Source organism: Streptomyces sp. NBC_01077 (assembly GCF_045162855.1).
Taxonomy (GTDB): Bacteria; Actinomycetota; Actinomycetes; order Streptomycetales; family Streptomycetaceae; genus Streptomyces.
The window spans coordinates 4,414,676-4,441,333 of sequence record NZ_CP108669.1; the positions used below are offsets into that span (position 1 = coordinate 4,414,676).

Genomic DNA, 26,658 nt, shown 5'->3' on the forward strand with positions numbered 1-26,658 from the left:
GCGCCCCGGACCGTCGTGGGTCCGGGGCGCTTCCGTCGAGGCGACGTGCGGGTCCTACGCGGCGACGGCCACCGGCTCGCGGTCGTCGATCGGCGAGGAGGACGCCTCGTTGTACTTGTCGAGGTCGAGGATCTTCTCGCGGGCGGAGACGATCACCGGGACGAGCGCCTGGCCGGCGACGTTGGTGGCGGTCCGCATCATGTCGAGGATCGGGTCGATCGCCATGAGCAGGCCGACGCCTTCCAGGGGCAGGCCCAGGGTGGAGAGGGTCAGGGTCAGCATGACCGTCGCGCCGGTGAGACCGGCGGTGGCCGCCGAGCCGATGACCGAGACGAAGGCGATGAGCAGGTAGTCACCGATGCCGAGCTGCACGTCGAAGATCTGCGCGATGAAGATCGCGGCGAGCGCCGGGTAGATCGCGGCGCAGCCGTCCATCTTGGTGGTGGCGCCGAACGGGACGGAGAAGGAGGCGTACTCCTTCGGGACGCCGAGGCGCTCGGTGACCTTCTGGGTGACCGGCATCGTGCCGACCGAGGAGCGGGAGACGAACGCCAGCTGGATGGCCGGCCAGGCGCCCTTGTAGAACTGCACCGGGTTGACCTTGGCGACCGTCGCGAGCAGCAGCGGGTAGACGCCGAACATGACCAGGGCGCAGCCGATGTAGACGTCGGCGGTGAAGGTCGCGTACTTGCCGATCAGGTCCCAGCCGTAGTCGGCGATGGCGAAGCCGATGAGGCCGATGGTGCCGATCGGGGCGAGGCGGATGACCCACCACAGGGCCTTCTGGAGGAGCTCCAGGATCGACTCGGAGAGGGTGAGGATCGGCTTCGCCTTGTCGCCGAGCTTGAGGGCGGCGATACCGGCGACGGCGGCCATGAAGACGATCTGGAGGACGTTCAGCTCGGTGAACGGCGTGATGACGTCCGTCGGGATGATGCCGGTCAGGAAGTCGATCCAGGAGCCCTCGCGCTTCGGCAGCTTGCCGTCCTGCGGGGTGAGGCCGGTGCCGGCGCCCGGGTTGGTGATCAGGCCGATGGCGAGGCCGATGGCCACCGCGATCAGCGAGGTGATCATGAACCAGAGCAGGGTGCGGGTGGCGAGCCGGGCGGCGTTGTTCACCTTCCGCAGGTTGGTGATCGAGACCAGGATCGCGAAGAACACGAGCGGGGCGACGGCCAGCTTCAGCAGCTGGACGAAGATGTCGCCGACCTGACCGAGGGTCTCCTTCAGCCAGGAGACGTCCTGGCTGCGGGCGATCCATCCGAGCAGGGCGCCGAGGACCAGACCGGCGATGATCTGGGCCCAGAAGGGAATCTTCGGTATGCGCGAGGAAGCCGGGGACTGCTTCTCGGGCGCGGACGCGGACGCGGACACAGGCACACTCCACAGGTGCGTATCGGGCAATACGGGACGGGGGTGCGGCACACACGCGTTTTCACGCGGGCCGCTGCATGATGCCGGGTCAGAGCTCGCGGCAACAGACCGCGGACATACAGGGGGTCCCCCCTGCACGAGCGAAGCGAAGCGCTTGGGGGAGGCACAGATCGACGTGCAGGCGCGCCACGAGCGGGGGGCTCGCGGCAAGAGAGAGGCGCACTGCTGTCGTCATGTCGAACACGTTAACACTTGAACTTTGAGATCCTCAAAGCCCTTCTTTGAGGCGTACGGACACCTCTCCGCCTCCGAAACGCAGAACACCCCAGGCGGGAGCCTTGGAAGCTCCGGCTGGGGTGTCCGGGGTTGTACGGGTCTGTGACGAAGCTTACGCAGCCTTTACGGGGCCGCGGCGGCCTCCTACAGCGCGTCCTCCTGGGACTGGTTCGCGGCCAGGCGGCCCTTGGCGCGGTCGACCTTCGCCACGACCTCGGCGCTCGCCTCGTCGCGCACCTTGCGCAGGAAGACGAAGCTCAGCGGGGCGGAGATGACGATGGAGAGGACGAGGACCCAGAGCAGGTTCGAGTCGCCGAGTCCACGCGGCAGCGCGCCGACGTAGACGAGGCCCCACAGGGCGAGGAAGCATCCGGCGAAGATGCCGAGACGCATCAGCGTGTAGCGGAGCATGTCAGCCCACTCTTCCGTTCCGAGGTTCCGAAAAGTTCCCAAGATCCCATACGGGACAAGAGCCCCTCCAGTGAAGCACGGGGCACCGGACGCCTCGGGCCCGGGCCCCTTGAGCACCTCGAAAGTAATAGATACCCTACGCTCATGACCCTTACCTTCGAGGTGGATCCGGCGATCGACCCCGCCCTGCGCGACGGCGTGCTCTCCCTCTGGGCCGATGTCTCCAACGCCGGCGGCGCGGTCGGCTTCGTCCCGCCCGTCACTCCGGACGAGATCCGCCCCGCGCTGCTCAAGCACTTCGTCGCGATGAGCGAGGGCGGCACGCGTCTGCTCGTCGGCCGCGACGAGAACGGCGAGATCGCCGCCACCGCGTTCTTCACCTTCAACACCCACCCCCTGATGAAGCACTGGGTGTGGCTCTACACGGTCATGGTCGGCCCCCGTCACCAGGGCAGGGGATACGGCCGCGACCTCATGGCGGCGGTCGAGCACACCGCCCGTACCGCCGAGGGCTTCGAGGCGATCGAGGCGGTCCGGCTGACCTGCCGGGGCGGCACCGGCGTCGACGGCTTCTACGCCAAGTCCGGCTACAAGGAGGTCGGCCGCGTCCCCGACGCGATCCGGGTCGCCCCCGGCGACGACCGCGACGACATCATCATGCTGCTGCCGTTGACCTGACCGGAACGGGCACAGGATGTCGGGTGCGCGACTGCCCGCCCTTCCTACGGTGAGGACAGGAAAAGGGAAGGACGGACCACGTGCTGGAGCGGCTCAACCAGGCACTCGGCCACATCGAGGAGCATCTCGTCACCGAGCTCCACGGCGACCTCGACCCGGCCGAGCTGGCCCGGATCGCCGCGACCTCGGAGTATCACTTCCGGCGCATGTTCTCGGCGCTGGCCGGCATGCCCCTCTCCGAGTACGTACGGCGCCGGCGGCTCACCGTCGCGGGCGCCGAGGTGCTCGCGGGGGAGCGGACGCTCCTGGAGATCGCGGTCCGGTACGGCTACGGCTCCGGGGAGGCCTTCGCCCGCGCGTTCCGCGCGGTGCACGGGGTCGGCCCCGGGGAGGCCCGCCGCACCGGAGCGGCACTGCGCTCCCAGCCGCGGATGTCCTTCCGCCTCGTCGTCGAAGGGAACAGCAGCATGAAGTACCGCACCGTGGCCAAGGACGCCTTCCGGATCGTCGGCAGCAGGGCCCGGGTCCCGCTCGTGCACGAGGGCGAGAACCCGGCGATCGCCGCCCAGATCCGGGGCCTCGGCCAGGAGACCCTGGACCGGCTCGCGGGCCTGTCGGCCGGGGCGCCCGCCGGGCTCGTCTCGGCCGTCGTCCACCTCACCTGCAGTCGCGAGGAGGGCGCCGAGCTCGACCACTGGTACGGCGTGACCGGCGCGCCGGACGCCGCCCCGGAGGGCTTCGAGACCCTCGACCTCCCGGCCGGGACCTGGGCGGTCTTCGAGAACGAGGGCCCCTACCCGCAGGCGCTCCAGTACCTGTGGCGGGACGTCTTCACCCGGTGGTTCCCGTCCAACCCGTACGAGAGCCGGCCCGGCCCGGAGATCCTCTCGGTCCGGCCCTCGGCGGACTGGACGACCGCAGCGGCGGAGCTGTGGATCCCGGTGGAGCACACCGGAGCGTGACAGGAACGGGTGAAGGGCCGGTGGGAACTCCCACCGGCCCTTCACCGTGCCAAAGGCAGCGTCAGAACCGCATCGCCTGCGGCGACTCCCGCCGGTCCGCGTCCGGCCCCGGGTACTCGCGGATGATCTCGTACCGCGTGTTCCGCTCGACCGGCCGGAAGCCGGCGTCACGGATCAGCTCCAGCAGGTCCTCGCGGCCCAGCTTGTTCGGCGTGCCGTAGTTGTCGGCGTCATGCGTGATCTTGTACTCGACGACCGAGCCGTCCATGTCGTCGGCGCCGTGCTGCAGCGCGAGCTGCGCCGTCTGGACGCCGTGCATGACCCAGAAGACCTTGACGTGCGGCACGTTGTCGAAGAGGAGCCGGGAGACCGCGAAGGTCTTCAGGGCCTCGGCGCCGGTCGCCATCGTGGTGCGCGCCTGGAGCTTGTTGCGGACCTTGCCGTCCTGCATGTCCACGAAGTCGTGCTGGTAGCGCAGCGGGATGAAGACCTGGAAGCCGCCGGTCTCGTCCTGGAGCTCACGCAGCCGCAGCACGTGGTCCACGCGGTGACGGGGCTCCTCGATGTGCCCGTACAGCATGGTCGAGGGGGTCTTGAGCCCCTTCTCGTGGGCGAGCCGGTGGATCCGCGACCAGTCCTCCCAGTGGGTGCGGTGGTCCACGATGTGCTGCCGGACCTCCCAGTCGAAGATCTCGGCGCCGCCGCCGGTCAGCGACTCCAGACCGGCCTCGATGAGCTCGTCGAGGATGTCGGAGGCGGACATCCCGGAGATCGTCTCGAAGTGGTGGATCTCGGTGGCGGTGAACGCCTTGAGGGAGACGTTCGGCAGGGCCTTCTTGAGCTCGGAGAGGGAGCGCGGGTAGTACCGCCAGGGCAGGTTGGGGTGCAGCCCGTTGACGATGTGCAGCTCGGTGAGGTTCTCGTTCTCCATCGCCTTCGCGAGGCGCACGGCCTCCTCGATGCGCATGGTGTACGCGTCCTTCTCGCCCGGCTTGCGCTGGAAGGAGCAGTAGGCGCAGGAGGCGGTGCAGACGTTGGTCATGTTCAGATGCCGGTTGACATTGAAATGCACCACGTCGCCGTTCTTGCGGGTCCGGACCTCGTGGGCCAGACCGCCGAGCCAGGCGAGGTCGTCGGACTCGTACAGGGCGATGCCGTCCTCACGGCTCAGCCGCTCACCGTCCCGGACCTTCTGCTCAAGTTCGCGCTTGAGGCCCACATCTTTGATAGATGCAGTCATGTACGGCCGCCTCCCAGGTCTGACAAGTTCAAAGCTCCCCAACCGTACTCTCAGCCGATCCGTCAGCCTTCCTCGGGCAGCTCTCCGACGCGGTTCTCCCACTTCGTGGAGAGGACGATCGTCGTACGGGTACGGGAGACGCCCTTGGTGCCGCTGAGGCGGCGGATCGTCTTCTCCAGTCCGTCGACGTCGCCGACGCGCACCTTGAGCATGAACGAGTCGTCGCCGGCGATGAACCAGCAGTCCTCGATCTCCGCGAGGTCCTTGAGCCGGCGGGCCACGTCCTCGTGGTCGGCGGCGTCGGAGAGGGAGATGCCGATGAGGGCGGTCACGCCGAGGCCGAGCGAGGCGGCGTCGACGGTGGCGCGGTAGCCGGTGATGACTCCGGCGGCCTCAAGTCGGTTGATGCGGTCGGTGACGGAGGGGCCGGAGAGCCCGACGAGCCGGCCGAGCTCGGCGTACGAGGCGCGACCGTTCTCACGCAGAGCCTGGATGAGCTGCCTGTCCACGGCGTCCATAGGTATGAAGCCTTCCATTGTCCAGCGATACCGCGAGTTTAGGTGTAGAATCTAAGGTACACAGGGGCGACACCCTGTGAATCTTTCAGTATCTGTAGCTCACAACGAGCAGATCAAAAACGATCTTTCAGGAGTGGTGTTCACCGTGTACACGATCGAGATGGCCTACGCCCGTATGCGCGAGCTGCAGGAGATGGCCAACCGCTCGCGTGCCCACCAGTCGACCGCCGCCTCGAAGCGCGCCGAGAAGAAGCACGCCAAGAAGCGCTAATCCGACCGGGGGGACGCTCCACCGAGCTCTCCCTCCCACCGGCGGTACAGCCGATGCGGCACCCCTGCCGCATCGAGCACCCGCCCGGCGACGAAGTCCACCAGATCCTGGATGTGCGTCGCCCCCGCGTAGAACGCCGGAGAGGCGGGCAGCACCACGGCGCCCGCCTCGTCCAGCGTCACCATGTGCTTGAGCGTCTGACCGTTCAGCGGGGTCTCCCGCACGGCGACCACCAGTGGCCGCCGCTCCTTCAGCGTCACGCTCGCGACCCGCTGCAGCAGGTCCTTCGAGAGCCCGAGTGCCACTCCCGCCACCGCGGCGGTCGAGGCCGGCACCACCAGCATCCCCTTCGCCGGGTACGAGCCCGAGGACGGCCCCGCGGCCAGATCCCCGGCCGCCCAGTACCGCACGTCCCCCAAGGCATCCGCCACGTCGAACGTGCCGGGCTTCCCGTCCGCGCCCCGCGCCAGCCAGGCCGCCAGGTCCTCGCGCCAGTGCGCGTCCCGGAAGGGGAGCCCCGTCTCGTCGAGCAGCGTGAGCCGCGAGGCCCGCGACACGACGAGGTCGACGCTCTCCCCCGCGGCAAGGAGACCCCTCAACACGGCGGCGGCGTACGGCGTACCCGACGCCCCGGAAACCCCCACGATCCAGGGGGTGCGCTTGCCGTCGTTCATGCCGCCGAGCCTATCCGTCATCAGGCCGGGGCTACGGGGTGAGCCCGCGGACCAGCAGGTCGAGGAGGGCACATACGAAGAGCGCCATCCCGATGAAACCGTTCACCGTGAAGAACGCCCGGTTCAGCCGCGACAGATCGTGCGGCTTCACGATCGAGTGCTCGTAGCCGAAGGCCGCCACCACGATCACCAGACCGACCCAGAAGAAGACACCGGCATCGGTCACCAGGGCGTACCAGACGAGCAGCCCCGTGGTGACGAGCGCCGAGACGCGGGCACCCCACAGCGCGGCCGGGATGCCGAAGCGGGCCGGGACGGACATCACGCCGTGGGCCCGGTCCGCCTGGACGTCCTGGCAGGCGAAGATCAGGTCGAAGCCGCCGATCCAGACGCCCACCGCGAGGCCCAGGATCACCGCGTCCCAGGACCACTCACCGGTCACCGCGAGCCAGGCCCCGATGGGCCCGATCGCCTGGGCGAGGCCCAGGATGGCGTGCGGGAAGTTGGTGAACCGCTTGCCGTACGGATAGACGACCATCGGGATGACGGCGAGCGGCGCGAGCGCCAGACAGAGCGGGTTGAGCAGGGCCGCGGCGCCGAGGAAGACGACGACGGCGATCCCGGCCCCGGTCCACGCCGACCGCACGGACACGGCGCCGGTCACCAGCTCGCGGTGGGCGGTGCGCGGGTTACGCGCGTCGATCTCGCGGTCGATGATCCGGTTGCAGGCCATGGCGAAGGTCCGCAGACCCACCATGCAGACGGTGACGAGGAACAGCGTCCACCAGTGGATGTTCCGGTCGAGCTGGTACATCGCCGTGAGCGCGGCGGTGTACGCGAAGGGCAGCGCGAAGACCGAGTGCTCGATCATCACGAGCCGCAGGAAGGACTTCGTGCGTCCCGGCTGAGCGCCGGGTACGGCGGCCGTGGTCACAGGCCGTACTCCTTCCAGCGGCGGTCCACGAGGGCCGCCGTCGCCGGGTCCGACTCGACCATGTCCGGCCAGCCGCCGTCCCGGGTGTAGCCCTCCTCGGGCAGCTTCTTCGTGGCGTCGATACCCGCCTTGCCGCCCCAGAACTGCTGGTAGGAGGCGTGGTCGAGATGGTCGACCGGCCCCTCGACGACCGTGAGGTCACGGGCGTAGTCGGTGTTGCCGAGGGCCCGCCAGGACACCTCGTGCAGGTCGTGCACGTCGCAGTCCTTGTCGACCACGATGATCAGCTTGGTCAGCGACATCATGTGCGCGCCCCAGATGGCGTGCATGACCTTCTGCGCGTGCTTCGGGTACTTCTTGTCGATCGAGACGATCGCGCAGTTGTGGAAGCCGCCCGACTCCGGCAGGTGGTAGTCGACGATGTCCGGCACGATGATCTTGAGGAGCGGCAGGAAGAAACGCTCCGTCGCACGGCCGAGCGGACCGTCCTCGGTCGGCGGCCGGCCGACGACGATCGACTGCAGCAGCGGACGCTTCCGCATCGTCACACAGTCGATCTTCAGCGCGGGGAAGGGCTCCTGCGGCGTGTAGAAACCGGTGTGGTCGCCGAAGGGACCCTCCGGCAGCATCTCGCCCGGCTCCAGCCAGCCCTCGATGACGACCTCGGCCTGCGCGGGGACCTGGAGCGGGACGGTCTTGCAGTCCACCATCTCGATCCGCTTGCCCTGCACGAAGCCGGCGAAGAGGTACTCGTCGATGTCACCGGGCAGCGGTGCCGTCGACGCGTACGTGACGGCCGGCGGGCAGCCGAAGGCGATGGCGACCGGCAGCCGCTCCCCCTTCGCCGCCGCGACGGCGTAGTGATTGCGGCTGTCCTTGTGGATCTGCCAGTGCATGCCGATGGTGCGCCTGTCGTGGCGCTGGAGGCGGTAGAGCCCGAGGTTCCGCACACCGGTCTCGGGATGCTTGGTGTGGGTGAGCCCCAGGTTGAAGAAGGAGCCGCCGTCCTTGGGCCAGGTGAAGAGGGCCGGGAGCTTGTCCAGGTCGACGTCGTCGCCGGTGAGGACGACCTCCTGCACGGGCGCGGCGTCGGACTTCACCTTCTTCGGCGGCACGTGGATCATCGAGCCCAGCTTGCCGAAGGCCTCACGGACGCCGACGAAGCCGTGCGGAAGCTCGGGCTTGAGCAGCCCGCCGATCTTCTCGCTGATCTCGCCGTACGACTTCAGGCCGAGGGCCTTGAGCAGCCGGCGGTCGGTCCCGAAGACGTTCATCGCGAGCGGCATCGAGGAGCCCTTGACGTTCTCGAAGAGAAGCGCCGGACCCCCCGCCTTGTTCACCCGGTCGACGATCTCCCCGACCTCCAGGTACGGGTCGACTTCGGCCTTGATGCGCTTGAGGTCGCCCTCCCGCTCGAGGGCCCTGAGCAGCGAGCGGAGATCGTCGTAAGCCATAGGGGCCAGTATCCGCCACGGGCTACGCTTGACCTGTCACCGGGGCGGTCGAAACGAGCCCCATCGCTGCTTCCAGGGGGCTGTCCCACATGTTCAGGGCGCTGCTGTTCATCCTGCCTCTGGCTCTGATGATCTACGCCTTCATCGACTGCCTGAACACCCCGGAAGAAGAGGTCAAGCACCTTCCGAAGCCGGTCTGGGCCATCGTCGTCCTGCTGTTCTCCGTGGTCGGCGCGATCGGCTGGATCGTCGCGGGCAAGGACCGGCGGCCGCGGACCCGGGGCGGTGCGGGCGCGGGCAGCTGGGTGGCCCCAGACGACAACCCCGAGTTCCTGAAGTCCCTCAAGGACGAGAAGAAGACCGCTCGGCCGGACGCCCTGCCCGACGACGCGTCCGCCCTCGAGGACTGGGAGGCCGACCTCCGCCGCCGCGAGGAAGAGCTGAAGAAGCGCGAGCAGGACGGCGGCGACGCCCCCGAGAAGCCCTGACATGGAGCTACGTCTCCTGGCCACCTTCGAGAAGGTGGCGACGGTCCTCTCCTTCACCAGGGCCGCCACGGAACTGGGCTACGCCCAATCGAGCGTCACAGGCCAGATCCGGTCGCTCGAATCCTCCCTCGGGGTGGAACTCTTCGAGCGCCTGGGCAGCCGCATCCGGCTCACCGAGGCCGGGGAGCGCCTCCTGCCGTACGCCCGCGGGATGGCGGAACTGGCGGAGGAGGCCCGTACGGCAGTGACGGCCACCGCGGACCCCACGGGCACGATCGCGGTGGGCACGATGGAGTCCCTGACCTCCTACCGGCTGCCGCCCCTCCTGGAGTACTTCCACCACCGCTACCCGGGGGTGCGCCTCACGCTGCGGCCCACACTCGGCGACGAGACCCGGCAGGCACTGCGCCAGGGCACGTACGACGTCGGCTTCCTGATGGAACCGGAGACGGAGCACGAGGGCCTGGAGTCGGAGGTGCTGGCCCCGGAACCGCTGGTCCTGGTGGCGGGCCCCGGCCACCCCCTCGCCGGCCGTACGGAGCTGACCGCCGCCGATGTGGCGGGCGCGCAGCTGGTGGGCACCGAGCCGGGCTGCCCGTACCGCGACCTGTTCGAGCGCGAACTCCGGGAGTGGTCCCCGCCGTTCATGGAGTTCGGCACGATCGAGGCGACGAAACGAGGGGTGGCCGCGGGCCTGGGAGTGGCGCTCCTCCCCCGGGTGACGGTCACGGAGGAACTGACCTCCGGAACGCTGGTGGAACTGGCCTGGGAGACCCCGTTCACCCTCTTCACGCAGCTCGCGTGGCGGCGGGGGAAGCGTCTTCCGGCGCATGTCCGGCTGTTCGTGGAGCAGGCGCGGCGACTGGTGTCCGAGCAGCGAGGGTGACCTTGAGGCTGGCGAGGACGATCAGCGGAACGCCGAGCGCCTGGACGAGCCCGATGTGATGCCCGTACACGGCCCAGTCGACGCCCATGGCGACGGCGGGGTACGTGAAGGCGAGCACGGCGATCTTGGCGGTGGGCAGCTTGGCGTACGCGGCGTACATGAGCACGTACATCAGCCCGGTGTGAACGACCCCGAGCCCGACCAACCACGCCCAGCCGGCACCCAGTCCGGCGGCCTGACCGAAGTCCACGAAGGGCAGCAGCAGGGGAAGCCCCACGAGTACCTGCACGAGCGCGATGAGATGGGGCCGTACGCCGGTGATCCGCTTGGTGACGAAGGTGGCGAGGGCGTAGAGCACGGCGGCGGCAAGGGCGAACCCGAGCCCCTTGAGCGACGCGGTGTCCCCCGGCCGCACCCCGGACACGAGCACGAGCCCGACGAAGGCAAGCCCGAGCCACCCCAGCTTCCCGGCGGAGATCCGCTCCCTCATGAAGACCGCCCCGAGCAGCACGAGGAAGAAGGGCTGCGTGTGGTAGACGACGGTGGCGAGGGAGATCGAGGTGGCTTCGTAGGCCTCGAACAGAAACACCCAGTTGAAGACGATGAACCCGCCACCGAGCGCGGCGAGCCCGAACTTCCTGGCGGTGAACCCGTGCCCGGTGAAGAACCCCCGCACGGCGCTGTACACCCCGAGCGCGATCGCCCCGAACAAGCACCGGAAGAACACCACCTCGAAGGGCGATGCCCCGGACTCGACGACGAAGACGCCGAGCGTGCCGGAGAGCACCATGGCGAGGGTGAGTTCGACGGTTCCCCTGGTCTCGTTTCTCATGGGGACGACGCTACGAGCGGGGCCGGGGGCCGGTCCACGAGCCAGTGGGGCGTCCTCCCGATGGGGGCGATCGGCGGAACCGATGGGTGCCCGCGCGATCGGCTCGTCCGACGTACGCGACGACGTCGGCGTGCGGAGTCTCGGCCCGTGACGCGAGGTCGGATTCCCGCCAGCGCCGACGATCCCCTCCCCGTTCCCTTGGACCAGCGAGCAAGGACGCCAACGCCGCCTCAGAGGAGCCGAAGTGAAGACCGGGAACGGGAACGGGAACGAGAACAACGCGGCGACAGCGCTGGTCGTGCGGCCCGAGGAAGCCGAGCAGGTGGAGCTGCCCCACGGCGGAGGCTTTCGGCTGCTGGCGGACGCCGTCGACACGGACGGCGCGCTGGGCGCCAACCGCCTCACCCTCGGTGAGGGCGCCGACGGCGCGCGGCCGCACTACCACGCGCTGTCGACGGAGCTCTTCTACGTGCTCGACGGGACCATGGAGTTCCTTCTCGGCGAAGAGACGACCTCCGTGGGCCGAGGCAGCCTGGTCGTCGTGCCGCCGGGGATGCCGCACGCCTTCGGTGCGGCCGCCGGCTGCACCGCGGACCTGCTCGCGGTCCTGACACCGGGCGTCGACCGCTTCGGATACTTCCGGGCACTGGGCCGCATCCAGCACGGCCTTGACTCCTTCGACAGCCTCCTGCCCGAACAGAACCGCTACGACGTCCACTTCCTCGACCCGGCTGCATGGCAGTCCTTGCGCACGCCGTAGCCCTGCCGAGAGCTGCTGCTCCCACCCGCCGGGGCCGGCACGACTGCGTCCGGTGAGACCAACCACTCCCTGCCCCCGCGCTCGGGCCACAGGAACGCCGTGGGCCGCATCCGTCGCTCACCCGGCAGTTCTGCCGGGTCCTCGTAGTCCGCGATCACGTCACGCAGGATGCCGACCCTTCCGGCGCTGTCCTGGACTCGTCTGCCGATGTCCTGGGACGTGATCACGAGTGGCCCTGGGGGTGCCGCCGCAGGAAGACGTTGCAGTCGGACACGGTGGTGAGGTCCCCGCCGGCCCGCGCGCGGTCCCGCACATTCGCGAGTTCGACGCAGCCGGCACACCCTTCGACCGGCTCCGGGTCCGGGAAGGGAAGGGTGAGGTGTACCGGGTCGCTCATGGTCGTCTGGCGCTTCTTCATGAACCCGACGCTAGAAAGACGGAGTTGGCCCGGACGATGCAGTGTTCTCGATTGTTCTCACCTTCCGGCCCGATGTTCTCGTAAGTTCTCCGGCGGGGCCCTTCAGCAGGTGGTGCGGGCTCCGGGCTCCCGAGATGCTGAACGGACACCGCCCCGAGGAGAGGACGCCCATGCCGCGACGACTGCGCTTCAACGGGACCGACAGCATGAACGGCGCATGCCCCGCCGTGCACGAGGACCTCGACACCGGCGAGATCATCGTCCAGGGTGCGCCCGTCACCGGCCCCGAGGACATCGCCCAGTTGCAGCACTTCGGCGCCGGGGACGCCGCCGTGGTCGTTCCGCGCGAACTGCTCGTGAACCACGGGCCCAAAGAGGTCGAGCGCACACCCAAGTTGATCACCTCCAAGGAGTTCGGCAAGCTGTTCGAGACCTTCGAGCACTCGGCATGGCACCTCGAAACCCGACGGGGGTACGCGTCCGACCGCGCCGACGACTCCTATCGGGCGTTCGTGGAGACCGGCTCCGCTTCTTGGGACCTCGACAGCGCGTGGTCCACGAACATCCGGCGCCAGACCGAGGCGGGCAAGTACGTCGGCCGGGTACGCGTCGTCGACGACCCGCCCACCCAGGGGCAGCTGTTCCTGCTGGACTACGCGAAGTGCAACGCGGCCACGGGCGAGGACGTGCGGAGCCTGTGGCGGTCGGACGCCGACCGGGCTCGGCTGCCCGCCGAGGACTTCTGGATCTTCGACTCGCGCGTGGTCGCGGTCCTTCACTTCGACGACGCCGACAACCTGCTCGACTTCGAAGTGATCACGGAGCCCGCCGAGGTCCTGCGGTACGTCCAGGTGCGCGACGCAGCACTGCACCACGCCGTCCCGTACGACCGGTTCGCAGCGCAACTTCCCTCGCTGGACTAGCCGTTAGCGTGTACGGGTGAGCACGGACTACCAGCAGGCACGGGAAGCCCTCGGGGCAAGACTCCGGGAACTGCGCGTCTCCGGCCCTGGTGGCCGGCTCACCGGTACGGCGCTCGCTCAGCGGCTCGGCTGGCCGCGTTCCAAGATCTCCAAGCTGGAGGACGGACGCCAGACGGCGACGGCCGAAGACCTGAGGGCCTGGGCGGATGCGACCCATCAGCTGGAGGCGTACGAGGAGCTGAAGAGCCGGCTCAGGGGGGTTCGAGTCCCACATCCGCTCGTGGCGCCGCCAACTGGCTGCAGGCCATCGGCCGGTACAGGAGAACTGGAACGCCGAGGTCGCGCACGCCACGGTCATCCACGCGTGGGAGCAGGCCGTCGTCCCCGGCATGCTCCAGACGGCCGACTACGCGCGGCACGTCTTCACGCGCTTCGCGGAACTCCAGAACTCCGCACGGGACACCGACGCGGCGGTGCGTGCGCGGATGAGTCGTCGGGACTGGCACGCGGAGCTGTGGCTCGACGACTCCGATTCCCTCGCGCTCTACCTGCGGGCCTGGAAGAAACTCCGCGCATCCGCCGTCTTCGGAACAGACGCCCAGAACCTGATCAGAAGAGTGCGCACGACTCTGGACGGCTGAGAGGCCGGAGTGGACGTACACCTGGAGAGGGAGGCGATGGAAGAACAAGACGTCAGCGCGTGGGATGTGTGGGGCGCGTCCCGGTCGGGCCGTCAGGACCGGAACGCCGCCGGTGCGGACACCTGGTTCAACTGGACGCAGTGGCCCGATCACGGGCCCGACGAGAAGGTCCTCGGCAACCTCTCCGGCGCGCGAGTTCTCGACCTCGGCTGCGGAAGCGGTGGAAACCTCGCTCACCTGGTCGCGCTGGGTGCCGAAGCGATCGGCGTGGACATCTCGCCCGTCCAGGCAGCCAAGGCGCGTGAACGCTGGCCGCACCTCGATGTGAGGCAGCGGACGGCCGAGGGGTTCCTCGCGGAGGCCACGTACGAGTTCGAGGCCGTCTGCTCGGTCTTCGGCGCCGCCTGGTTCACCGATCCCGCCGAGTTGCTGCCCCTGGTCCACGCCCGCCTCGCACCCGGCGGCGTCTACGCCTTCTCCCACAACCCCCCGGCCCTGGACGGCTGCTACGGGCCGCAGGCGTCCCAGATGCAGCCGCCCGAGCGAGGTTCGGAACCCCTGTACGTGAAGCGCTGGGACTACCAGCCCGGCCGCTGGACGGAGATGCTCCAGCAGGCCGGGTTCACGGACGTGACGGCTGAGGTGATCGCGCCCCCGGAGGGGAAGCGAACGGGGACTCTGCTCGGCCGGGGCGTCAGGGCACGGTAGGCGGCGGCGCCGGATGACAAGGGCACTCGCACACGAGATGACGGACACCTTGTACGCCGCTGTCACGGGGGACGTGGTCCCGACAGTGGTCGTGGCGGCCGACGATGCAGCGCGGTGACCTGAACTCCGGCTCGGTGGGCGCGGTCGTAAGGGCGCGGGCCAGCAGGGACACGGTCACCGCGTCCGCGATCTCCGGCGTCACCCACCAGCCGTCGCCCGCGCGGTCGCGGTGCGAACCGTCATGCCCCAGGGCGAGCACACAGACCGAGCCGCCCCACACCGGCCGCACCACCTCCGCGACGGCGAACACGGACCGCCGCGCCCCGCAGCGGCTCATCGGGCGCTCCCGGCGTGGATGTTCCGGTGGTCGACATCCACCCCGACCGTCGCCAGCCACAGCGCCCGTCGACGTCGGCGTTGCACGGTCCGTGCCGAGGCCGCCGCCAGATAGGGGCGCTCCAGAGGCGAGCGGGAGCCGTCGAGAGGCGCCGTCTGCTCGCGGGCGTAGGGAGACCGCCGGGCGGGGGCTCGGTGGCGCGGCGCCTGGGGTCGGGGCGCCGGGCGGGGGTGGGTGATCGGACGGGGGCGGTGCCTGCCGGTGGGTGGCAGGGTCAGCATGAGCAGCCCCAGCAGGACGGGAATCAGAGCCCTGCCCAATACGCGCGCGATAGGGTTCCGCACGTCATCAACTCCGTTGGTAGTTGGTGGCCATGCCCCGGGAGGTCTAGCCACCTCGCCGGGGTCTTCGTGTCTCACGACCCTATGAGGCATGCATAGCTCTGCATAGCTCACCATTGGTTAGCACAGGTATTCGGTGCTTACGTTGGTCGTGTGACCGACCACGGCGAGATCCCCGAGTTCGACCCACAGGGCCCCCAGCTGATCTACGTCGCGGTGGCCGACCACATCGCCGCCCGTATCGCAGCCGGAGAGCTGGCCCCGGGCGCCCGCCTGCCCGCCGAGCGCGACCTCGCCGAGGAGTACGGAGTGGCCTACCTGACGGTCCGCCGCGCGGCACGAGTCCTGCGCGAACGCGGCCTGATCCTGACCGTTCACGGCAAGGGGACCTTCGTCGCCGATCCGCTGCCGGAAGGTCGGACAGACAACCCGGCGGCCCCCGACTCCGGCGCCTGAGAACGGAGCCGGGCCGGTTTATGCGAGGTCGCGCATAGCACGGACGGCCTCCCTGATGTCCATGATCACAGGGCAGATCCCCGGCCCGCTCCGCTGAACACGTTCACGATCTACGACGACCGCATCGCGACGGTCGAGCTGTCGTCCGGGGTGATGGTCTTCCGTGACCCGCGAGACGTGATGGGACACCTTCAGGAGTTCTCGCACCTGGAGGAGCGAGCCGTCTTCGGGCAGGACTCAGCCGCCTTCCTGAGTAACTGCGCTGCCGCCCTCAGGTGATCTTTGGTCGACGACGCGCATGATCGGCCTATTCCGCTGACCAGCGGAGAAGGATGACGCACCGGCCTTCGGGCAACGCCAGGAAGAGGCGCGACATGGCGCGTGCAAGTGCGGGGCCGTCCCCCGGCAGCGAACGATTCGACGACGAGTACGGCACGTACACCCCCAGGGGCTCCACATGCCACGTCTGCGCCTGGCCCATCGAGGAACTCCAACCGGCGCGACGCGGGACGCTGCCCCGCCCGGAGGGTCCGCCGGTCGTGGCCTACCGCCACTCGACCGCCTGCGCGCGTCCGTGATCAGCCGCGCGGACATCGGCCACCCCGTCCAGGACGAGCAGGGCCGCGTCGGCATCCTGCGAGACGTGATCGCCGACTACGAGGATCCGGCCGAGATGCCCGCCGAGCGCCGCAGGAAGCGTGTGGCGTTCCTGGGGCCCGAGAAGGGCGGACGAGAGTGGACGGCCCCACCGCAGACGGTCAGACGACTCCCCTCCCCAGGGTCACGCCCCTGAACTGCACCGGATGCGGCTGCCGAATCCTGGGTGTGAACGGCCGCTACGCCTGCGGCAGGTGCGGCCACGCCAACCCCTGGCACGAAGGCTCGATACCGCTCCCCACCGGGAACGACACCGTCTGAGGCCTCGCACGGGCAGGCCCTCCAAGGCTCCTGCCCGCGCTCCGCCGCCCAGCCGCTACCCGACGCTGAACGGGTAACGCGGGCCGTCCGAGGTGAGGCCTCGTCCGTGCCGGGGAAGAGATCCCGGCATGGACGAGCGTCTCAGCAGGGAGAGCGCCCGGCAGTGGCTCGCCACCGCCCTCGCCGAAGCCCGCGCCGGGCTCGCCGAGGGCGGGATCCCCATCGGCGCCGCGCTGTACGGGCCCGACGGGACACCGCTCGGGCGCGGGCGCAACCGGCGCGTGCAGGACGGGGACCCGTCGATGCACGCCGAGACCGCCGCCTTCCGGGCGGCCGGCCGGCAGCGCTCGTACCGGGGGACGACGATGGTGACGACGCTGTCGCCCTGCTGGTACTGCTCCGGCCTGGTCCGGCAGTTCGGGATCTCGCGGGTGGTCGTCGGGGAGGCGGAGACCTTCCACGGCGGGCACGACTGGCTGGCGGAGCACGGGGTCGAGGTCCTCGTGCTCGACGACCCCGAATGCGTGGCGCTGATGCGGGAGTTCATCGCCCTCCATCCGGCTCTGTGGAACGAGGACATCGGTGATGAGTGAGACGAACCTTCCGACGATCGATCTGGCCCGCGATCCGGCCCCACAGCTGCCCGCCGTCGACCGCGCCCTCCGCGAAGCCGGTTTTCTGCTCGTCGGCGGGCATGGCGTCGACCCGGACATCCGGGCCGAGATCCGGGCCGTCGCCCGCCGCTTCTTCCACCTCCCGCCCGCCGTCAAGGAGCCGTACGCGGTACGGGTCGGTGGCCGCGGCTGGCTCGGGCCCGGCGCGGAGGCCAACGGGTACGCGGAGGGTACGGCTACCCCGCCCGATCTGAAGGAGTCGCTGTCCTTCGCGGCGGACGAGCCGACCGGGGACCCGGCCGTGGACGCCGAGTGGTTCCTGCCGAACGCCTGGCCCGCCGAGGTCCCCGAGCTGAAGCCGCTGGTGGAGACGTATCTGGCGCAGATGAAGTCGCTCTCGGACCGGGTCCTGGACCTGCTCGGTGTGGCGCTCGGCGAGGAGCGGGACTTCTTCACCCGGCACACCGGGCACCCCACCTTCGGCTTCAACATCAACTGGTATCCGGGGCGGGAGCGGACGGGCGAGCCGGAGCCGGGCCAGTTCCGGATCGGCCCGCACACGGACTTCGGCACGGTCACGGTCCTGGACCGGGAGGCGGGCAAGGGCGGGTTGCAGGTCTTCACCGACGCGGGCGGCTGGCAGGACGCCCCGTACGATCCTGCCTCCTTCACCGTCAACATCGGTGATCTGATGGCGGGTTGGACCGGCGGGCGGTGGCGTTCGGGGCGTCACCGGGTGCTGCCGCCGCCGGCCGACGTCCCCACGGAGGAGCTGATGTCGCTCGTGTACTTCTACGAGTGCACGCCCGGGACGACGATCCACGGCATCGAGTCGCACGGATACCTGCGGGCCCAGCTCGACGCCATCGCCACGGACTGACAACTCCTCCACAACAGACTCGAAAAGCCGACCGCTTTCCCAACACACCGTCGATATCCTGAAGTTGACTGTGACGGGGGTAACGGGTGTAACGGGGGAGACGGGGCGTGGACAGGGAGCTGTACGGCCGCGAGGCGGCCTTGCACGATGCCGGACTGGTCGCGCGCCTCAGCGGCCTCACGAAGCACGGCGCCGCCCGGGTGCCGTTCGAGCACGGTGACGACCCACCGGTCACCGTCTTCACCGGCGGGCGCGGTACGGGCAAGACCGCCCTGCTCAAGGAGGTCCGCAACCGCTACAAGGGGTACACGCCGCTCGCCCTCCTCGACTGCGCGCACATCGAGCCGCCCGCCGACCACGGCCCCGGCTGGACCCCGCTCACCGGGGCCCTCGCCGAGCTCGCCGTACAGCTGTCGCCGAAGGTGCTCGGCGCGCGGCCGGTGAAGTTCCCGCGGGTCTCGCTCGGTCTCGTCGCGGTCGCCTCGCTCGGCTGGTCGCAGGAGGACGACGAGCGGGTCCGGCGCGACCTCCAGCGGCTCGGGCCGCTCCTTGCGACCGTCGACGCGACCAGGGGCGCGGCCACCCACTGGGTCGGCAAGGTCCTCGCCAAGCTGGCCGCCACCTTCGCCGAGGCCACCGTCCCGCTCGCCGGGCTGCTGGCCGAGGCGACCGTGGAGACCGTCCTCGAGGAGGTGTTCGGCCGCCTCCAGCGCACCTCGGAGAGCTGGTACGGGACGTATCGCAACGCGGGCGGGCGCGGCAAGGCCGGCCTCCAGCAGCTGGCGATCGACTTCGAGCAGGGCGGCCGGCGCCGCGCCGAGGCCGAGGGCTTCCTCGTCGGCGCGCTGACCGAGGACCTGCTCCACCCGTACGTGGGGATCCGGCGCGGCGGCCGGATCGGCCGCCCGCTCGTCCTCCTCGACAACGCCCACGAGCCGCTCGGCCGGCAGCTCGTCGAACCGGTTCTGCGCGCCCGCGCCGAGGGCCGCCGCGACCGGGTCGTCGTGCTCGCCACCTCCCGGGTCCGCGAGCACGAGGGGCTGCGGCACGCCACGAGGACCCGGCTGCCGGAGACCTCGCACCGGGCGCCCAGCCCGCGCGACACCCGGGTCGGCTCCGGCATCCTCGCCGTGGAGCTCATGCCGCTCTCCCCTTCCCAGACCCGCTCCGCGTTCGACCGTCACGACCCCGCCGGCCGGACGCCCACCGAACTCGCGCGTGCCGTCCACCGGTTGACCGGCGGCCGGCCCCTCGGAGTCGCCCTCCTCGGCCGGGCCGCCGGCGAGGCCCCGGAACACCTGCGGGCCGGTCTCACCCCGGGCGGGCTGCTCGACCTGATGGTGGAGCTGCGCGAGGACGCCCCGCCGGTACCCGTCGCCCCCGCCCTCCTCGCCGAACTCCTCCCGGTGCGGCGGCCCGGCCCGTACGCCGTGCTCGCCGCCGCCCACGACGAGGAGTCCGCCCGGATGCTCGCCCACGCCCGGCTCCAGGGCGAGTCCCTGGACGGGGACGTGGCGCTGCGCGTCCGCGACCAGCTGCGCTCCGAGGACTGGCCGGAGGGCCCGGGCCACTTCGTCGCGGACCCCCTGCTGCGCGCCCTGTTGCTGCACCGCCTCCGCTTCGAGGACGGCGATCATCCCCGGTACGCGGCCTGGCGTGCCGTTCACGAGACCCTGCACCGGCACTACGGGCCCGAGCCCGGCCCGTACCGGCTCCACCACGACCTGGCCCTCGGCCGCACCGAGGAGGCCGTCACCCATCTGCGGGTCACGTTCCCGGAGCAGGACGTCCTCGGCTGGCTGGGGCGGCTGCGGTTCATCGGCTCCGCCCCGTACCCGCGCGAGCGCGACCGGACCGGCCCCGACCCGCGCCGGGCGATCGCCCTCGGCCAGGGGCCGACCGGAGCCCTTCCGCCCGGCCTCGACGCCGACACCATCGAACTCCACCTGTCCGTACGGCGGTTGCTGCACGCCGTATGGCTGCTGACCGATCCGCTCGCGCTGCCCGACGACGAGGTGGCCGACCGCCTCGCGCACGAGCTGCGCCGGCTCTCCGGCCGTCATCTGACGGGCAGCGGTTCGCTCTGGGACGCGGCCACCCACTGGCCGCGCGACATCCGTGCCTGGCGGGAGCTGTCGCTTCCGCCGGGCCGCGAGGACGGAGTCTGACGCCATGCCCGACAGAGCATCCAGCCGACCGCTCGACCGGCTCCGACGCCACGTTCGTACGCCCCGCCAGAAGCTCGTCGCCTCCGTCGTCACCGCCGCCGTCGTCCTCGGCCTGGGCGGTTACGGCATCGCCCGGCTCACCACCCCGGAGGACCGTTCCTGCGCCGCGGGCGTCGAAAGGCCGGAGGGCAGCGCCGAATGCGTCGGCGTCAACGGCGACGGCCACGCCTTCGGCATCCCCGAACTCGCCGAGGTCGCCCATGCCATCGGCGCCGAGAACGCCACCCTCAAGGCCGGCGAGTACGCCACCGTCGCCGTCCTCCTGCCGCTGACCTCCACCGACAGCGGCATGCGGGTCAAGGTGCTGCACGAGGTCCAGGGCGCGTACGCCTACCAGCACCGGGCCAACCACGAGTCCAACAGCGAGACCCCGAAGATCCGTCTCGTCCTCGCCAACACCGGCAAGGGCAACGCCCATTGGCGCGACACCGTCGACCGGCTGATCGCCATGACCGGCGCCCCCGACCGGCTGCGGGCCGTCTCCGGCGTCGCCACCTCATCCACCGAGATGCGCGAGTCGGTGACCGCCCTCACCGGCGCCGGGATCGCCGTCGTCGGCACGACCATCACCGCCGACGACATCGCCAACGGCCCGGGCCCCGGACACAACCGCTACCCCGGCCTCGCCCGCGTCTCCCCCACCAACAACGACGAGGCCAAGGCCCTCGCGAACTTCGGCCGCGTCGACGCCGCCAAGGCGCTCCTCGTCCAGGACACCCGCAGCGGCGACCACTACACCGACACCCTCAAGGCCGCCTTCGCCGCGTCCCTCAAGGGCGCGCCGTACGAGCCGCAGCTCTTCACCTCGCCCGCCGACCCCACCGACGAGGGCACCACCGCCAACACCTTCCGCCAGATCACCCATCTGATCTGCGACACCCGCGCCGAGACGGTCTTCTTCGCGGGCCGCCACACACAACTGCGGCAGTTCATCAACGCGCTCGGCTCGCGCGGCTGCCTCGACCGCGCCTTCACCATCCTGACCGGCGACGAGGGCTCGTACCTGGGCGCGGACAAGAAGCTCGACAGGAACGCCCTGAAGGCGAAGCTGACCGTGCGGTACGCCGCCCTCGCCCACCCCGACGCCTGGAAGCCGGCGCCGGGGCGGAAGGTCCCGACGACGGGCGGTTCGGTGGTGGCGTACACGACCTTCGTGACGGACATCGCCCGCGCCTCGAAGGAGCCGGTGGCGCTCGCGGACGGCCAGGCGATCGTCGCGTACGACGCGATGGCACTGGCGGTCCACGCGATCCGGCAGGCCACCCCGCAGGGCTCCCAGTACCCGGAACTCGCGGACGTCGTCACCCAGTGGCCGCAGGTCAAGGGGTCGCTGCGGGTGCAGGGCGCGAGCGGCTGGATCTGCCTGGACAACTACGGCAACCCGTACAACAAGGCGGTCCCCATCGTGGAACTGGCCCAGGACGGCACCCAGCGCTTCGTCCAGACAGCGTGGCCGGAGAACCGCCCGCCGTCCGCTTCCTGCCTGCCGCCGAAGCGGGGGTAGGCAGGGCGCGCATCAGGCCTACGGCTCCCACTTGGGCCAGGGCGCCTCATCCCGCTCGTACAGCGCCCGCAGCTGCTTCCACCGCTCGGGCGACCACGATGCCCAGTCCGTCCGGTCACCGTCGAGCGCGTCGGCGAGCAGTTCGAAGTGGTCGTGCCACCCGGCAAGACAGTCCAGCCGGTACTCCCGGGTCGCCCGCAGTTCGTTCGTGAAACGCAGCACGGTCGACCCGCCGCCCCCGGGCGCCCCCGGTTCCAGATGGAACCGGATGCGTCCGTGCGTCGGATCGACCGTGTACTCGGCCACGTACTCGGGGTCCCAGGCGGTCACCCGCCCCGAGACCACCGTGTCACCGTTGAGCCAGCGGAGGGTGACCCGGCCGCCGAGCCGGGGTTCCAGCGGATCCGCCGCACAGAGCCAGCCCTCCAGGCCCTCGGGGGTGGCCACGGCCTCCCAGACCTCGGGCAGCGGATGGGACAGCTCGACGGCGAACCGCAGCAGGTGCGAGTCGCCGTCGTGGGTCTCGCACCTGCCCCGGGGTATCTCGCTCATACCTCAAGCGTGGCCCCGGGGCCCGTCACCCGCGAGCTCAGACGCCCGCGTACGAGTGCTTGCTGTTCACGAAGATGTTGACGCCGTAGTAGTTGAACAGGAAGCAGGCGAAGGCGATGAGCGCGATGTAAGCGGCTTTCCGCCCCTTCCAGCCGGCCGTCGCGCGCGCGTGCAGGTACGCGGCGTAACCGACCCAGGTGATGAAGGACCAGACCTCCTTGGCGTCCCAGCCCCAGTAGCGGCCCCACGCGTCGCCGGCCCAGATCGCGCCCGCGATGATCGTGAACGTCCAGAGCGGGAAGACGGCCGCGTTGATCCGGTACGAGAACTTGTCCAGCGAGGACGCCGAGGGCAGCCGCTCCATGACGGAACGGGCGAAGGCACCCGGGTTCCCGCCGGTCGCGAGCTTGTTCTCGTACGAATCGCGGAAGAGGTACAGCAGGGTGGCGACGGCGCCGAGGTAGAAGACCGCACCGCAGAAGATCGCGGTGGAGACGTGGATCCACAGCCAGTACGAGTCGAGCGCGGGGACCAGCTGGTCACTGGGGGTCTTCAGCCAGGTGGTGGCCATGCCCAGGTCGAGGAGGACGGTGGTCACCAGCGGCAGACCGATCCAGCGCACGTTCTTCTTGGCGAGGAGGAACGCGAGGTACGCGCCGACCGCCACCGTCGAGAAGGTGGTGGAGAACTCGTACATGTTGCCCCAGGGGGCCCGCTGCACGGAGAGCGCCCGGGTGACCACGCCCGAGGCCTCGACCACGAAGGCGAGGACGGTGAGCGAGACGGCGATCCGGCCGTACAGATCGCCCTTGACGGTGCCGCCGGCCGCGCCGGGACCGTCCGGTACGTCACGGGTGCCGGCCGCGGAACGCGTGACGACCTTCGGCTTCTCCAGGACGGCGGTGCCGCCGGCCTTCTTGACCTGGACGGTCACGGCGGAGGTGGCGGTGGCGGCGCGCGAGGTCAGGGCGGCGGCGGTACGGCCGACCTTGCTGCGGCTGCCCAGCACCCACTCGGCGATGTGGGCGAAGAAGGCGAGGGTGTAGACGGCCATCGAGGAGTAGACGAGCAGGTCGCTCATCCGAGCCAGGCTCTCGTTGGTCGTGGCGGCGAGGATCACTTGTCGGCCTCTCCAGAAGGGGCAGGGTCTTCTGCGGGTTCTTCCGCGGGTTCCGGTACGTCTTCCGGATCGGCTTCCGAATCGGCTTCGGGTACGGCTTGCTTCACGGCTTCGGGTACGTCTTGCTCTACGGGTTCAGTCACGGGCGCGGCTTCCGGATCGGCGTCCGGCACCGGCGGCGCGTCCGCCGTGAGCGCGACCGCGAGGTCGCCCAGCTCCTCGGGGAGCTTCGCGGACTCGCTCCGGCCCAGACCCGCCATCTCGACGACGGTCACACCGTCCGCGCCGCGCACGGCCCGGACCCAGACCCGGCGCCGCCGGATGAAGAGCGAACCGGTCAGACCGGCGATCGCGGCGATCGCGCCCGCGAGGGCGAGCCCGTTGCCGGGCTGCTGCGAGATCTGGAAGCTCGCCCACTCCTTGACGTCCTTCTCGAAGGTGATCGAGCCGGCGCCGCCGGGAAGCGTCATGGTCTCGCCGGGCAGCATCCGCTGGGCGAGCTTGTTGCCGGACGCGTCCGTGAACTGCTTCATCTTGGACTTGTCGAGCTGGTACACGTTCTGCGGCAGCCCCGAGTCGACCCGCAGGTCGCCGTGGAACCCGGTGAGCGCCATGACGGGGAAGTCCAGCCCCGGGAACTGGGAGAACATCGTGCCCTTGCCGGCGCCCGCGAACGTCGGCACGAAGAAGGCCTGGAAGCCCAGCTGCTCCTTCTTGCCGTTCTTGTCGCGGTAGCCGTCCATCACCTTGATGGCGCCGGTGGACGTGATGTTGTTGTCGATGGGCAGCAGCGGCGTGGCGCCGTGGAAGACGACCTTGCCGCGGCCGTCCTTGACGGTGACGACGGGCGCGTAGCCGTGGGCGATCAGATAGACCTTGGAGTCGCCGACCTTGAGCGGCTCGTTGACCCGGATGACGGCCTTCTTGTCCGTACCGCCCTGCGAGTAGGAGACCTTCGCCTCGAAGGTGCGCGGAGTGCCGCGCTGCGGGCCGTTCTTCTCGTACGTGCCGTCGAAGGCGTCGAGCTTGAAGCTGAACGGCTCCAGCTCGTCGATGCCGAACTGCGAGCCGGACTTGAAGTCGTCGTACTGGGTGAGCGTGTTGGAGAAGCCGTCGCCCTCGACGATCAGCTTGCCGCCCTCGGACTTGAAGAGCTGGCCCCAGGCGAAGGCGACGAGCATGACGATCAGGGCGACGTGGAAGGCCAGGTTCCCGGCCTCGCGGAGGTAGCCCTTCTCGGCGGCGATCGCGTTCCCGGTGGGGGTCCCTCCCTGCTCGAGCGAAGCCGAGAGCTTGGGGGAGTGGGCGCGGAAGCGGCGTCCCTTGAGGAGGGTGAGCGCGGCCTCCTGGACCTGCTCGGGCTCGGCCCCGGTGCGCCAGGTGGTGTACGCGGGGAGCCGGTCGAGGCGCTTGGGGGCGCCCGGCGGGCGGCTGCGCAGCTGGCCGACGAACTGCCAGCTGCGGGGCACGATGCAGCCGATGAGGGAGACGAACAGCAGTATGTAGATCGCGGAGAACCACACCGAGCTGTACACGTCGAAGAACTGGAGCTTCTCGTACAGCGGCGTCAGCGTCTCGTGGGCGTCCTTGAAGGCCTGCGCCTTCATCTCGTCCACGCTGGTCTGCGGGATGAGGGAGCCGGGGACGGCGCCGAGGGAGAGCAGGAAGAGCAGGATCAGCGCGACCCGCATGGAGGTCAGCTGCCGCCAGAACCAGCGGACCCAGCCGACGACCCCGAGGGTGGGACCGCCGATGACGGGCTCGCTCCGGTCCTCGATGGGGGCCGTGGACAGCTGGGCCCCGGCGTCACCGAGGTTCTCCTGCTGCTCCGTCGTGCCGGACGTGTCGGTCGTGCTCATGGAACTCAGATCCCCACCGTGAAACCGCTGGACCAGCCCTGCATCGTGGCGACCATGCTGTCCCACGCGCCCGTGAGGAGCAGGACACCGGTGACGATCATCATGCCGCCGCCGATCCGCATCACCCACGCATAGTGCTTCTTGACCCACCCGAACGCGCCCAGCGCCTTGCGGAACGCGATGGCGGCGAGCACGAACGGCACGCCGAGGCCGAGGCAGTACGCGAAGGCGAGTATCGCCCCGCGTCCGGCGCTGGCCTCCTGGAAGGCGAGCGCCTGGACCGAGGCGAGGGTCGGGCCGATGCACGGGGCCCAGCCGATGCCGAAGAGCGCGCCGAGCAGCGGCGCGCCGACCAGGCCGGCGACGGGCTTCTTGTGGAAGCGGAACTCGCGCTGGGTGAGCCAGGGCATCAGACCGAGGAAGAACACGCCCATGAGGATCATGAGGACGCCGAGGAACGTGGTGAGCCCGTCGCGGTACTTCATGAGGGTCGACCCGAAGTAGCCGAAGAGCGCCCCGCCGGACACGAACACGGCGGAGAAGCCGAGGACGAAGAGGACGGCGCCCGCGGTCATCCGGCCGCGGCGCTGTTCGGCGAGGTCGGTGCCGGTGACCCCGGTGACGTAGCTCAGGTAGCCGGGGACGAGCGGGAGGACGCACGGTGAGAAGAAGGAGACGAGCCCGCCGAGCACCGCGATGGGCAGGGCGAGCAGCAGGGCTCCGCTGGTGAGCGTCTCGTTCACCGGCTCACTTCTCCTTGAGGAGGGGCTCGATCATCGACCGGAGCTTCTCCTCGTTGAGCGCCATGAGCGAGCGTGCGGCGATCTTCCCCTCCTTGTCGAGGACGACGGTGGAGGGGATGGACTGCGGGGAGAGCGTGCCCTTGGGGAAGCCGAAGAGGATCAGCTTGCCCTGTGGGTCGTAGAGGCTCGGGTAGGTGACCCCGTAGTCCTCTTCGAAGGCGAGCGCGGGCTGCTTGTTGGGGTCGCGGGTGTTGAGTCCGACGAACTCGACGCCCTTGCCCGTGAGGTCCTTGGCGACCTTCGCGAAGTGCGGGGCCTCGGCGCGGCAGGGGGCGCACCAGGAGCCCCACACGTTGAGGACGACGACCTTGCCCTTGAGGTCGGCGACGTCGAGCTGCTCGCCGTCGAGGGTCTCGCCCGCGAGCTTCCCGGTGGCCGCGCGCTCGCCCTTGGCAGCGGTGGCGATACCACCCGTGTTGGTCACGAAGTTGGTGTTGCCACCGCCACCGGACTTGCCGTTGCTGTCGTCACTGCAGGCCGAGAGCGTGAGGGCTGCGGACAGCACTCCGACGGCGAGCAGGGTGCGTCGAGGGGCACGGCTAAGGCTCATGTGAAAAGTTTCGCATGGGCGTTTGGGGGATCTTGGGCACCCCCCTAC

30 protein-coding genes and 1 pseudogene are annotated in these 26,658 nt (G+C 70.0%); 16 read left to right on the plus strand and 15 right to left on the minus strand.

Annotated elements, in window-relative coordinates; genetic code table 11:
• Positions 1–54: 54 nt before the first annotated feature.
• Both OG462_RS19640 and OG462_RS19645 read right to left on the minus strand, forming a co-directional pair.
• Positions 55–1,374 carry a dicarboxylate/amino acid:cation symporter gene (locus tag OG462_RS19640; RefSeq protein ID WP_406059270.1) on the minus strand — a complete coding sequence of 440 codons (1,320 nt, stop codon included), beginning with the start codon at positions 1,372–1,374 and terminating at the stop codon, positions 55–57.
• 420 nt (positions 1,375–1,794) lie between these two features.
• Positions 1,795–2,061 (minus strand): DUF4229 domain-containing protein, encoded by a 267-nt coding sequence (locus OG462_RS19645; RefSeq protein ID WP_406059272.1) that lies wholly within the window; start codon positions 2,059–2,061, stop codon positions 1,795–1,797.
• Between the two features lie 144 nt (positions 2,062–2,205).
• Here OG462_RS19645 and OG462_RS19650 point away from each other — a divergent pair, with 144 nt between their 5' ends.
• Positions 2,206–2,739 (plus strand): GNAT family N-acetyltransferase, encoded by a 534-nt coding sequence (locus OG462_RS19650; protein ID WP_406059274.1) that lies wholly within the window; start codon positions 2,206–2,208, stop codon positions 2,737–2,739.
• 80 nt (positions 2,740–2,819) lie between these two features.
• Complete coding sequence (locus OG462_RS19655) at positions 2,820–3,701, plus strand: helix-turn-helix domain-containing protein (RefSeq protein WP_406059276.1); 882 nt, start codon at positions 2,820–2,822, stop codon at positions 3,699–3,701.
• A gap of 61 nt (positions 3,702–3,762) precedes the next feature.
• On the opposite strand, the gene mqnE is transcribed toward OG462_RS19655, so the two are convergent.
• Together mqnE and OG462_RS19665 are read right to left on the minus strand one after the other, a co-directional pair.
• Positions 3,763–4,941: an aminofutalosine synthase MqnE gene (mqnE, locus tag OG462_RS19660; RefSeq protein ID WP_406059278.1), complete on the minus strand. Its 1,179-nt coding sequence runs from the start codon at positions 4,939–4,941 to the stop codon at positions 3,763–3,765.
• Between the two features lie 62 nt (positions 4,942–5,003).
• A complete protein-coding gene (locus tag OG462_RS19665) occupies positions 5,004–5,459 on the minus strand; it encodes an Lrp/AsnC family transcriptional regulator (protein ID WP_266893047.1) in 456 nt (151 codons plus the stop codon).
• 133 nt (positions 5,460–5,592) lie between these two features.
• Here OG462_RS19665 and OG462_RS19670 point away from each other — a divergent pair, with 133 nt between their 5' ends.
• Positions 5,593–5,730, plus strand: a complete 138-nt coding sequence (locus OG462_RS19670) for a hypothetical protein (protein ID WP_406059280.1) — start codon at positions 5,593–5,595, stop codon at positions 5,728–5,730.
• Here the strand turns inward: OG462_RS19670 and OG462_RS19675 are convergent.
• From OG462_RS19675 to OG462_RS19685, 3 genes are read right to left on the minus strand one after another with little or no spacing between them, the layout of a single operon-like run.
• Positions 5,727–6,404 (minus strand): UbiX family flavin prenyltransferase, encoded by a 678-nt coding sequence (locus tag OG462_RS19675; RefSeq protein WP_406066618.1) that lies wholly within the window; start codon positions 6,402–6,404, stop codon positions 5,727–5,729. The two genes, OG462_RS19670 and OG462_RS19675, sit on opposite strands and share 4 nt — an antisense overlap.
• A 31-nt stretch (positions 6,405–6,435) precedes the next feature.
• The gene (gene mqnP, locus OG462_RS19680) at positions 6,436–7,338 is read right to left on the minus strand and encodes a menaquinone biosynthesis prenyltransferase MqnP (RefSeq protein WP_406059282.1); all 903 of its coding nucleotides are present in this window, start codon (positions 7,336–7,338) and stop codon (positions 6,436–6,438) included.
• The gene (locus OG462_RS19685) at positions 7,335–8,792 is read right to left on the minus strand and encodes a menaquinone biosynthesis decarboxylase (RefSeq protein WP_406059284.1); all 1,458 of its coding nucleotides are present in this window, start codon (positions 8,790–8,792) and stop codon (positions 7,335–7,337) included. The genes mqnP and OG462_RS19685 overlap by 4 nt, the downstream gene beginning before the upstream one ends.
• 89 nt (positions 8,793–8,881) lie before the next feature.
• Between OG462_RS19685 and OG462_RS19690 the strand changes: the two genes are divergently transcribed.
• Both OG462_RS19690 and OG462_RS19695 read left to right on the plus strand, forming a co-directional pair.
• Positions 8,882–9,280: a PLD nuclease N-terminal domain-containing protein gene (locus tag OG462_RS19690; RefSeq protein WP_406059285.1), complete on the plus strand. Its 399-nt coding sequence runs from the start codon at positions 8,882–8,884 to the stop codon at positions 9,278–9,280.
• 1 nt (position 9,281) lies between these two features.
• Positions 9,282–10,166, plus strand: coding sequence for a LysR family transcriptional regulator (locus tag OG462_RS19695; protein WP_406059287.1), 885 nt, complete (start codon positions 9,282–9,284; stop codon positions 10,164–10,166).
• On the opposite strand, the gene OG462_RS19700 is transcribed toward OG462_RS19695, so the two are convergent.
• A complete protein-coding gene (locus OG462_RS19700; protein WP_406059288.1) occupies positions 10,069–10,998 on the minus strand; it encodes a DMT family transporter in 930 nt (309 codons plus the stop codon). The two genes, OG462_RS19695 and OG462_RS19700, sit on opposite strands and share 98 nt — an antisense overlap.
• Positions 10,999–11,242: 244 nt before the next feature.
• On the opposite strand from OG462_RS19700, the gene OG462_RS19705 reads away from it, so the two are divergent.
• Complete coding sequence (locus OG462_RS19705) at positions 11,243–11,758, plus strand: cupin domain-containing protein (protein ID WP_406059290.1); 516 nt, start codon at positions 11,243–11,245, stop codon at positions 11,756–11,758.
• A gap of 223 nt (positions 11,759–11,981) precedes the next feature.
• Here OG462_RS19705 and OG462_RS19710 read toward each other — a convergent pair whose 3' ends face one another.
• Positions 11,982–12,176, minus strand: a complete 195-nt coding sequence (locus OG462_RS19710) for a hypothetical protein (protein WP_406059292.1) — start codon at positions 12,174–12,176, stop codon at positions 11,982–11,984.
• A gap of 170 nt (positions 12,177–12,346) precedes the next feature.
• Here OG462_RS19710 and OG462_RS19715 point away from each other — a divergent pair, with 170 nt between their 5' ends.
• From OG462_RS19715 to OG462_RS19725, 3 genes and pseudogenes are all read left to right on the plus strand, one after another.
• Positions 12,347–13,099 (plus strand): DUF6879 family protein, encoded by a 753-nt coding sequence (locus OG462_RS19715; RefSeq protein WP_406059293.1) that lies wholly within the window; start codon positions 12,347–12,349, stop codon positions 13,097–13,099.
• A gap of 16 nt (positions 13,100–13,115) precedes the next feature.
• Positions 13,116–13,740 (plus strand): annotated as a pseudogene (locus OG462_RS19720) (Scr1 family TA system antitoxin-like transcriptional regulator).
• A 36-nt stretch (positions 13,741–13,776) separates the two neighbouring features.
• Positions 13,777–14,448, plus strand: a complete 672-nt coding sequence (locus OG462_RS19725) for a class I SAM-dependent methyltransferase (protein ID WP_406059294.1) — start codon at positions 13,777–13,779, stop codon at positions 14,446–14,448.
• On the opposite strand, the gene OG462_RS19730 is transcribed toward OG462_RS19725, so the two are convergent.
• On the minus strand, positions 14,435–14,785 hold the full coding sequence (locus OG462_RS19730; protein WP_406059295.1) for a hypothetical protein: 351 nt from the start codon (positions 14,783–14,785) through the stop codon (positions 14,435–14,437). The two genes, OG462_RS19725 and OG462_RS19730, sit on opposite strands and share 14 nt — an antisense overlap.
• A gap of 494 nt (positions 14,786–15,279) precedes the next feature.
• Here OG462_RS19730 and OG462_RS19735 point away from each other — a divergent pair, with 494 nt between their 5' ends.
• The 7 genes from OG462_RS19735 to OG462_RS19765 all read left to right on the plus strand — a co-directional run bounded on the left by OG462_RS19735 (position 15,280) and on the right by OG462_RS19765 (position 21,726).
• Positions 15,280–15,582, plus strand: coding sequence for a GntR family transcriptional regulator (locus OG462_RS19735; protein ID WP_406059297.1), 303 nt, complete (start codon positions 15,280–15,282; stop codon positions 15,580–15,582).
• A 374-nt stretch (positions 15,583–15,956) separates the two neighbouring features.
• Positions 15,957–16,160, plus strand: a complete 204-nt coding sequence (locus tag OG462_RS19740) for a hypothetical protein (protein WP_406059298.1) — start codon at positions 15,957–15,959, stop codon at positions 16,158–16,160.
• Positions 16,157–16,375 (plus strand): hypothetical protein, encoded by a 219-nt coding sequence (locus OG462_RS19745; RefSeq protein WP_406059299.1) that lies wholly within the window; start codon positions 16,157–16,159, stop codon positions 16,373–16,375. The genes OG462_RS19740 and OG462_RS19745 overlap by 4 nt, the downstream gene beginning before the upstream one ends.
• Before the next feature lie 253 nt (positions 16,376–16,628).
• Complete coding sequence (locus tag OG462_RS19750; protein ID WP_406059301.1) at positions 16,629–17,093, plus strand: nucleoside deaminase; 465 nt, start codon at positions 16,629–16,631, stop codon at positions 17,091–17,093.
• On the plus strand, positions 17,086–17,994 hold the full coding sequence (locus tag OG462_RS19755; RefSeq protein ID WP_406059303.1) for an isopenicillin N synthase family dioxygenase: 909 nt from the start codon (positions 17,086–17,088) through the stop codon (positions 17,992–17,994). Before OG462_RS19750 ends, OG462_RS19755 begins: the two co-directional genes overlap by 8 nt.
• Before the next feature lie 107 nt (positions 17,995–18,101).
• Positions 18,102–20,162 (plus strand): hypothetical protein, encoded by a 2,061-nt coding sequence (locus tag OG462_RS19760; protein ID WP_406059304.1) that lies wholly within the window; start codon positions 18,102–18,104, stop codon positions 20,160–20,162.
• 4 nt (positions 20,163–20,166) lie between these two features.
• A complete protein-coding gene (locus tag OG462_RS19765; RefSeq protein ID WP_406059306.1) occupies positions 20,167–21,726 on the plus strand; it encodes an ABC transporter substrate-binding protein in 1,560 nt (519 codons plus the stop codon).
• An 18-nt stretch (positions 21,727–21,744) separates the two neighbouring features.
• Here the strand turns inward: OG462_RS19765 and OG462_RS19770 are convergent, their stop codons facing one another.
• Genes OG462_RS19770 through OG462_RS19790 form a run of 5 tightly spaced genes read right to left on the minus strand, consistent with a single transcriptional unit; the run spans position 21,745 to position 26,610 of the window.
• Complete coding sequence (locus OG462_RS19770) at positions 21,745–22,278, minus strand: SRPBCC domain-containing protein (protein WP_406059307.1); 534 nt, start codon at positions 22,276–22,278, stop codon at positions 21,745–21,747.
• Positions 22,279–22,315: 37 nt separating this feature from the next.
• Positions 22,316–23,398: a c-type cytochrome biogenesis protein CcsB gene (gene ccsB / locus OG462_RS19775; RefSeq protein ID WP_406059309.1), complete on the minus strand. Its 1,083-nt coding sequence runs from the start codon at positions 23,396–23,398 to the stop codon at positions 22,316–22,318.
• Positions 23,395–25,266, minus strand: coding sequence for a cytochrome c biogenesis protein ResB (locus tag OG462_RS19780; protein ID WP_406066620.1), 1,872 nt, complete (start codon positions 25,264–25,266; stop codon positions 23,395–23,397). Before OG462_RS19780 ends, ccsB begins: the two co-directional genes overlap by 4 nt.
• Complete coding sequence (locus OG462_RS19785) at positions 25,263–26,000, minus strand: cytochrome c biogenesis CcdA family protein (RefSeq protein ID WP_406059311.1); 738 nt, start codon at positions 25,998–26,000, stop codon at positions 25,263–25,265. The genes OG462_RS19780 and OG462_RS19785 overlap by 4 nt, the downstream gene beginning before the upstream one ends.
• A 4-nt stretch (positions 26,001–26,004) precedes the next feature.
• The gene (locus OG462_RS19790) at positions 26,005–26,610 is read right to left on the minus strand and encodes a TlpA family protein disulfide reductase (RefSeq protein ID WP_406059313.1); all 606 of its coding nucleotides are present in this window, start codon (positions 26,608–26,610) and stop codon (positions 26,005–26,007) included.
• Positions 26,611–26,658 lie beyond the last annotated feature (48 nt).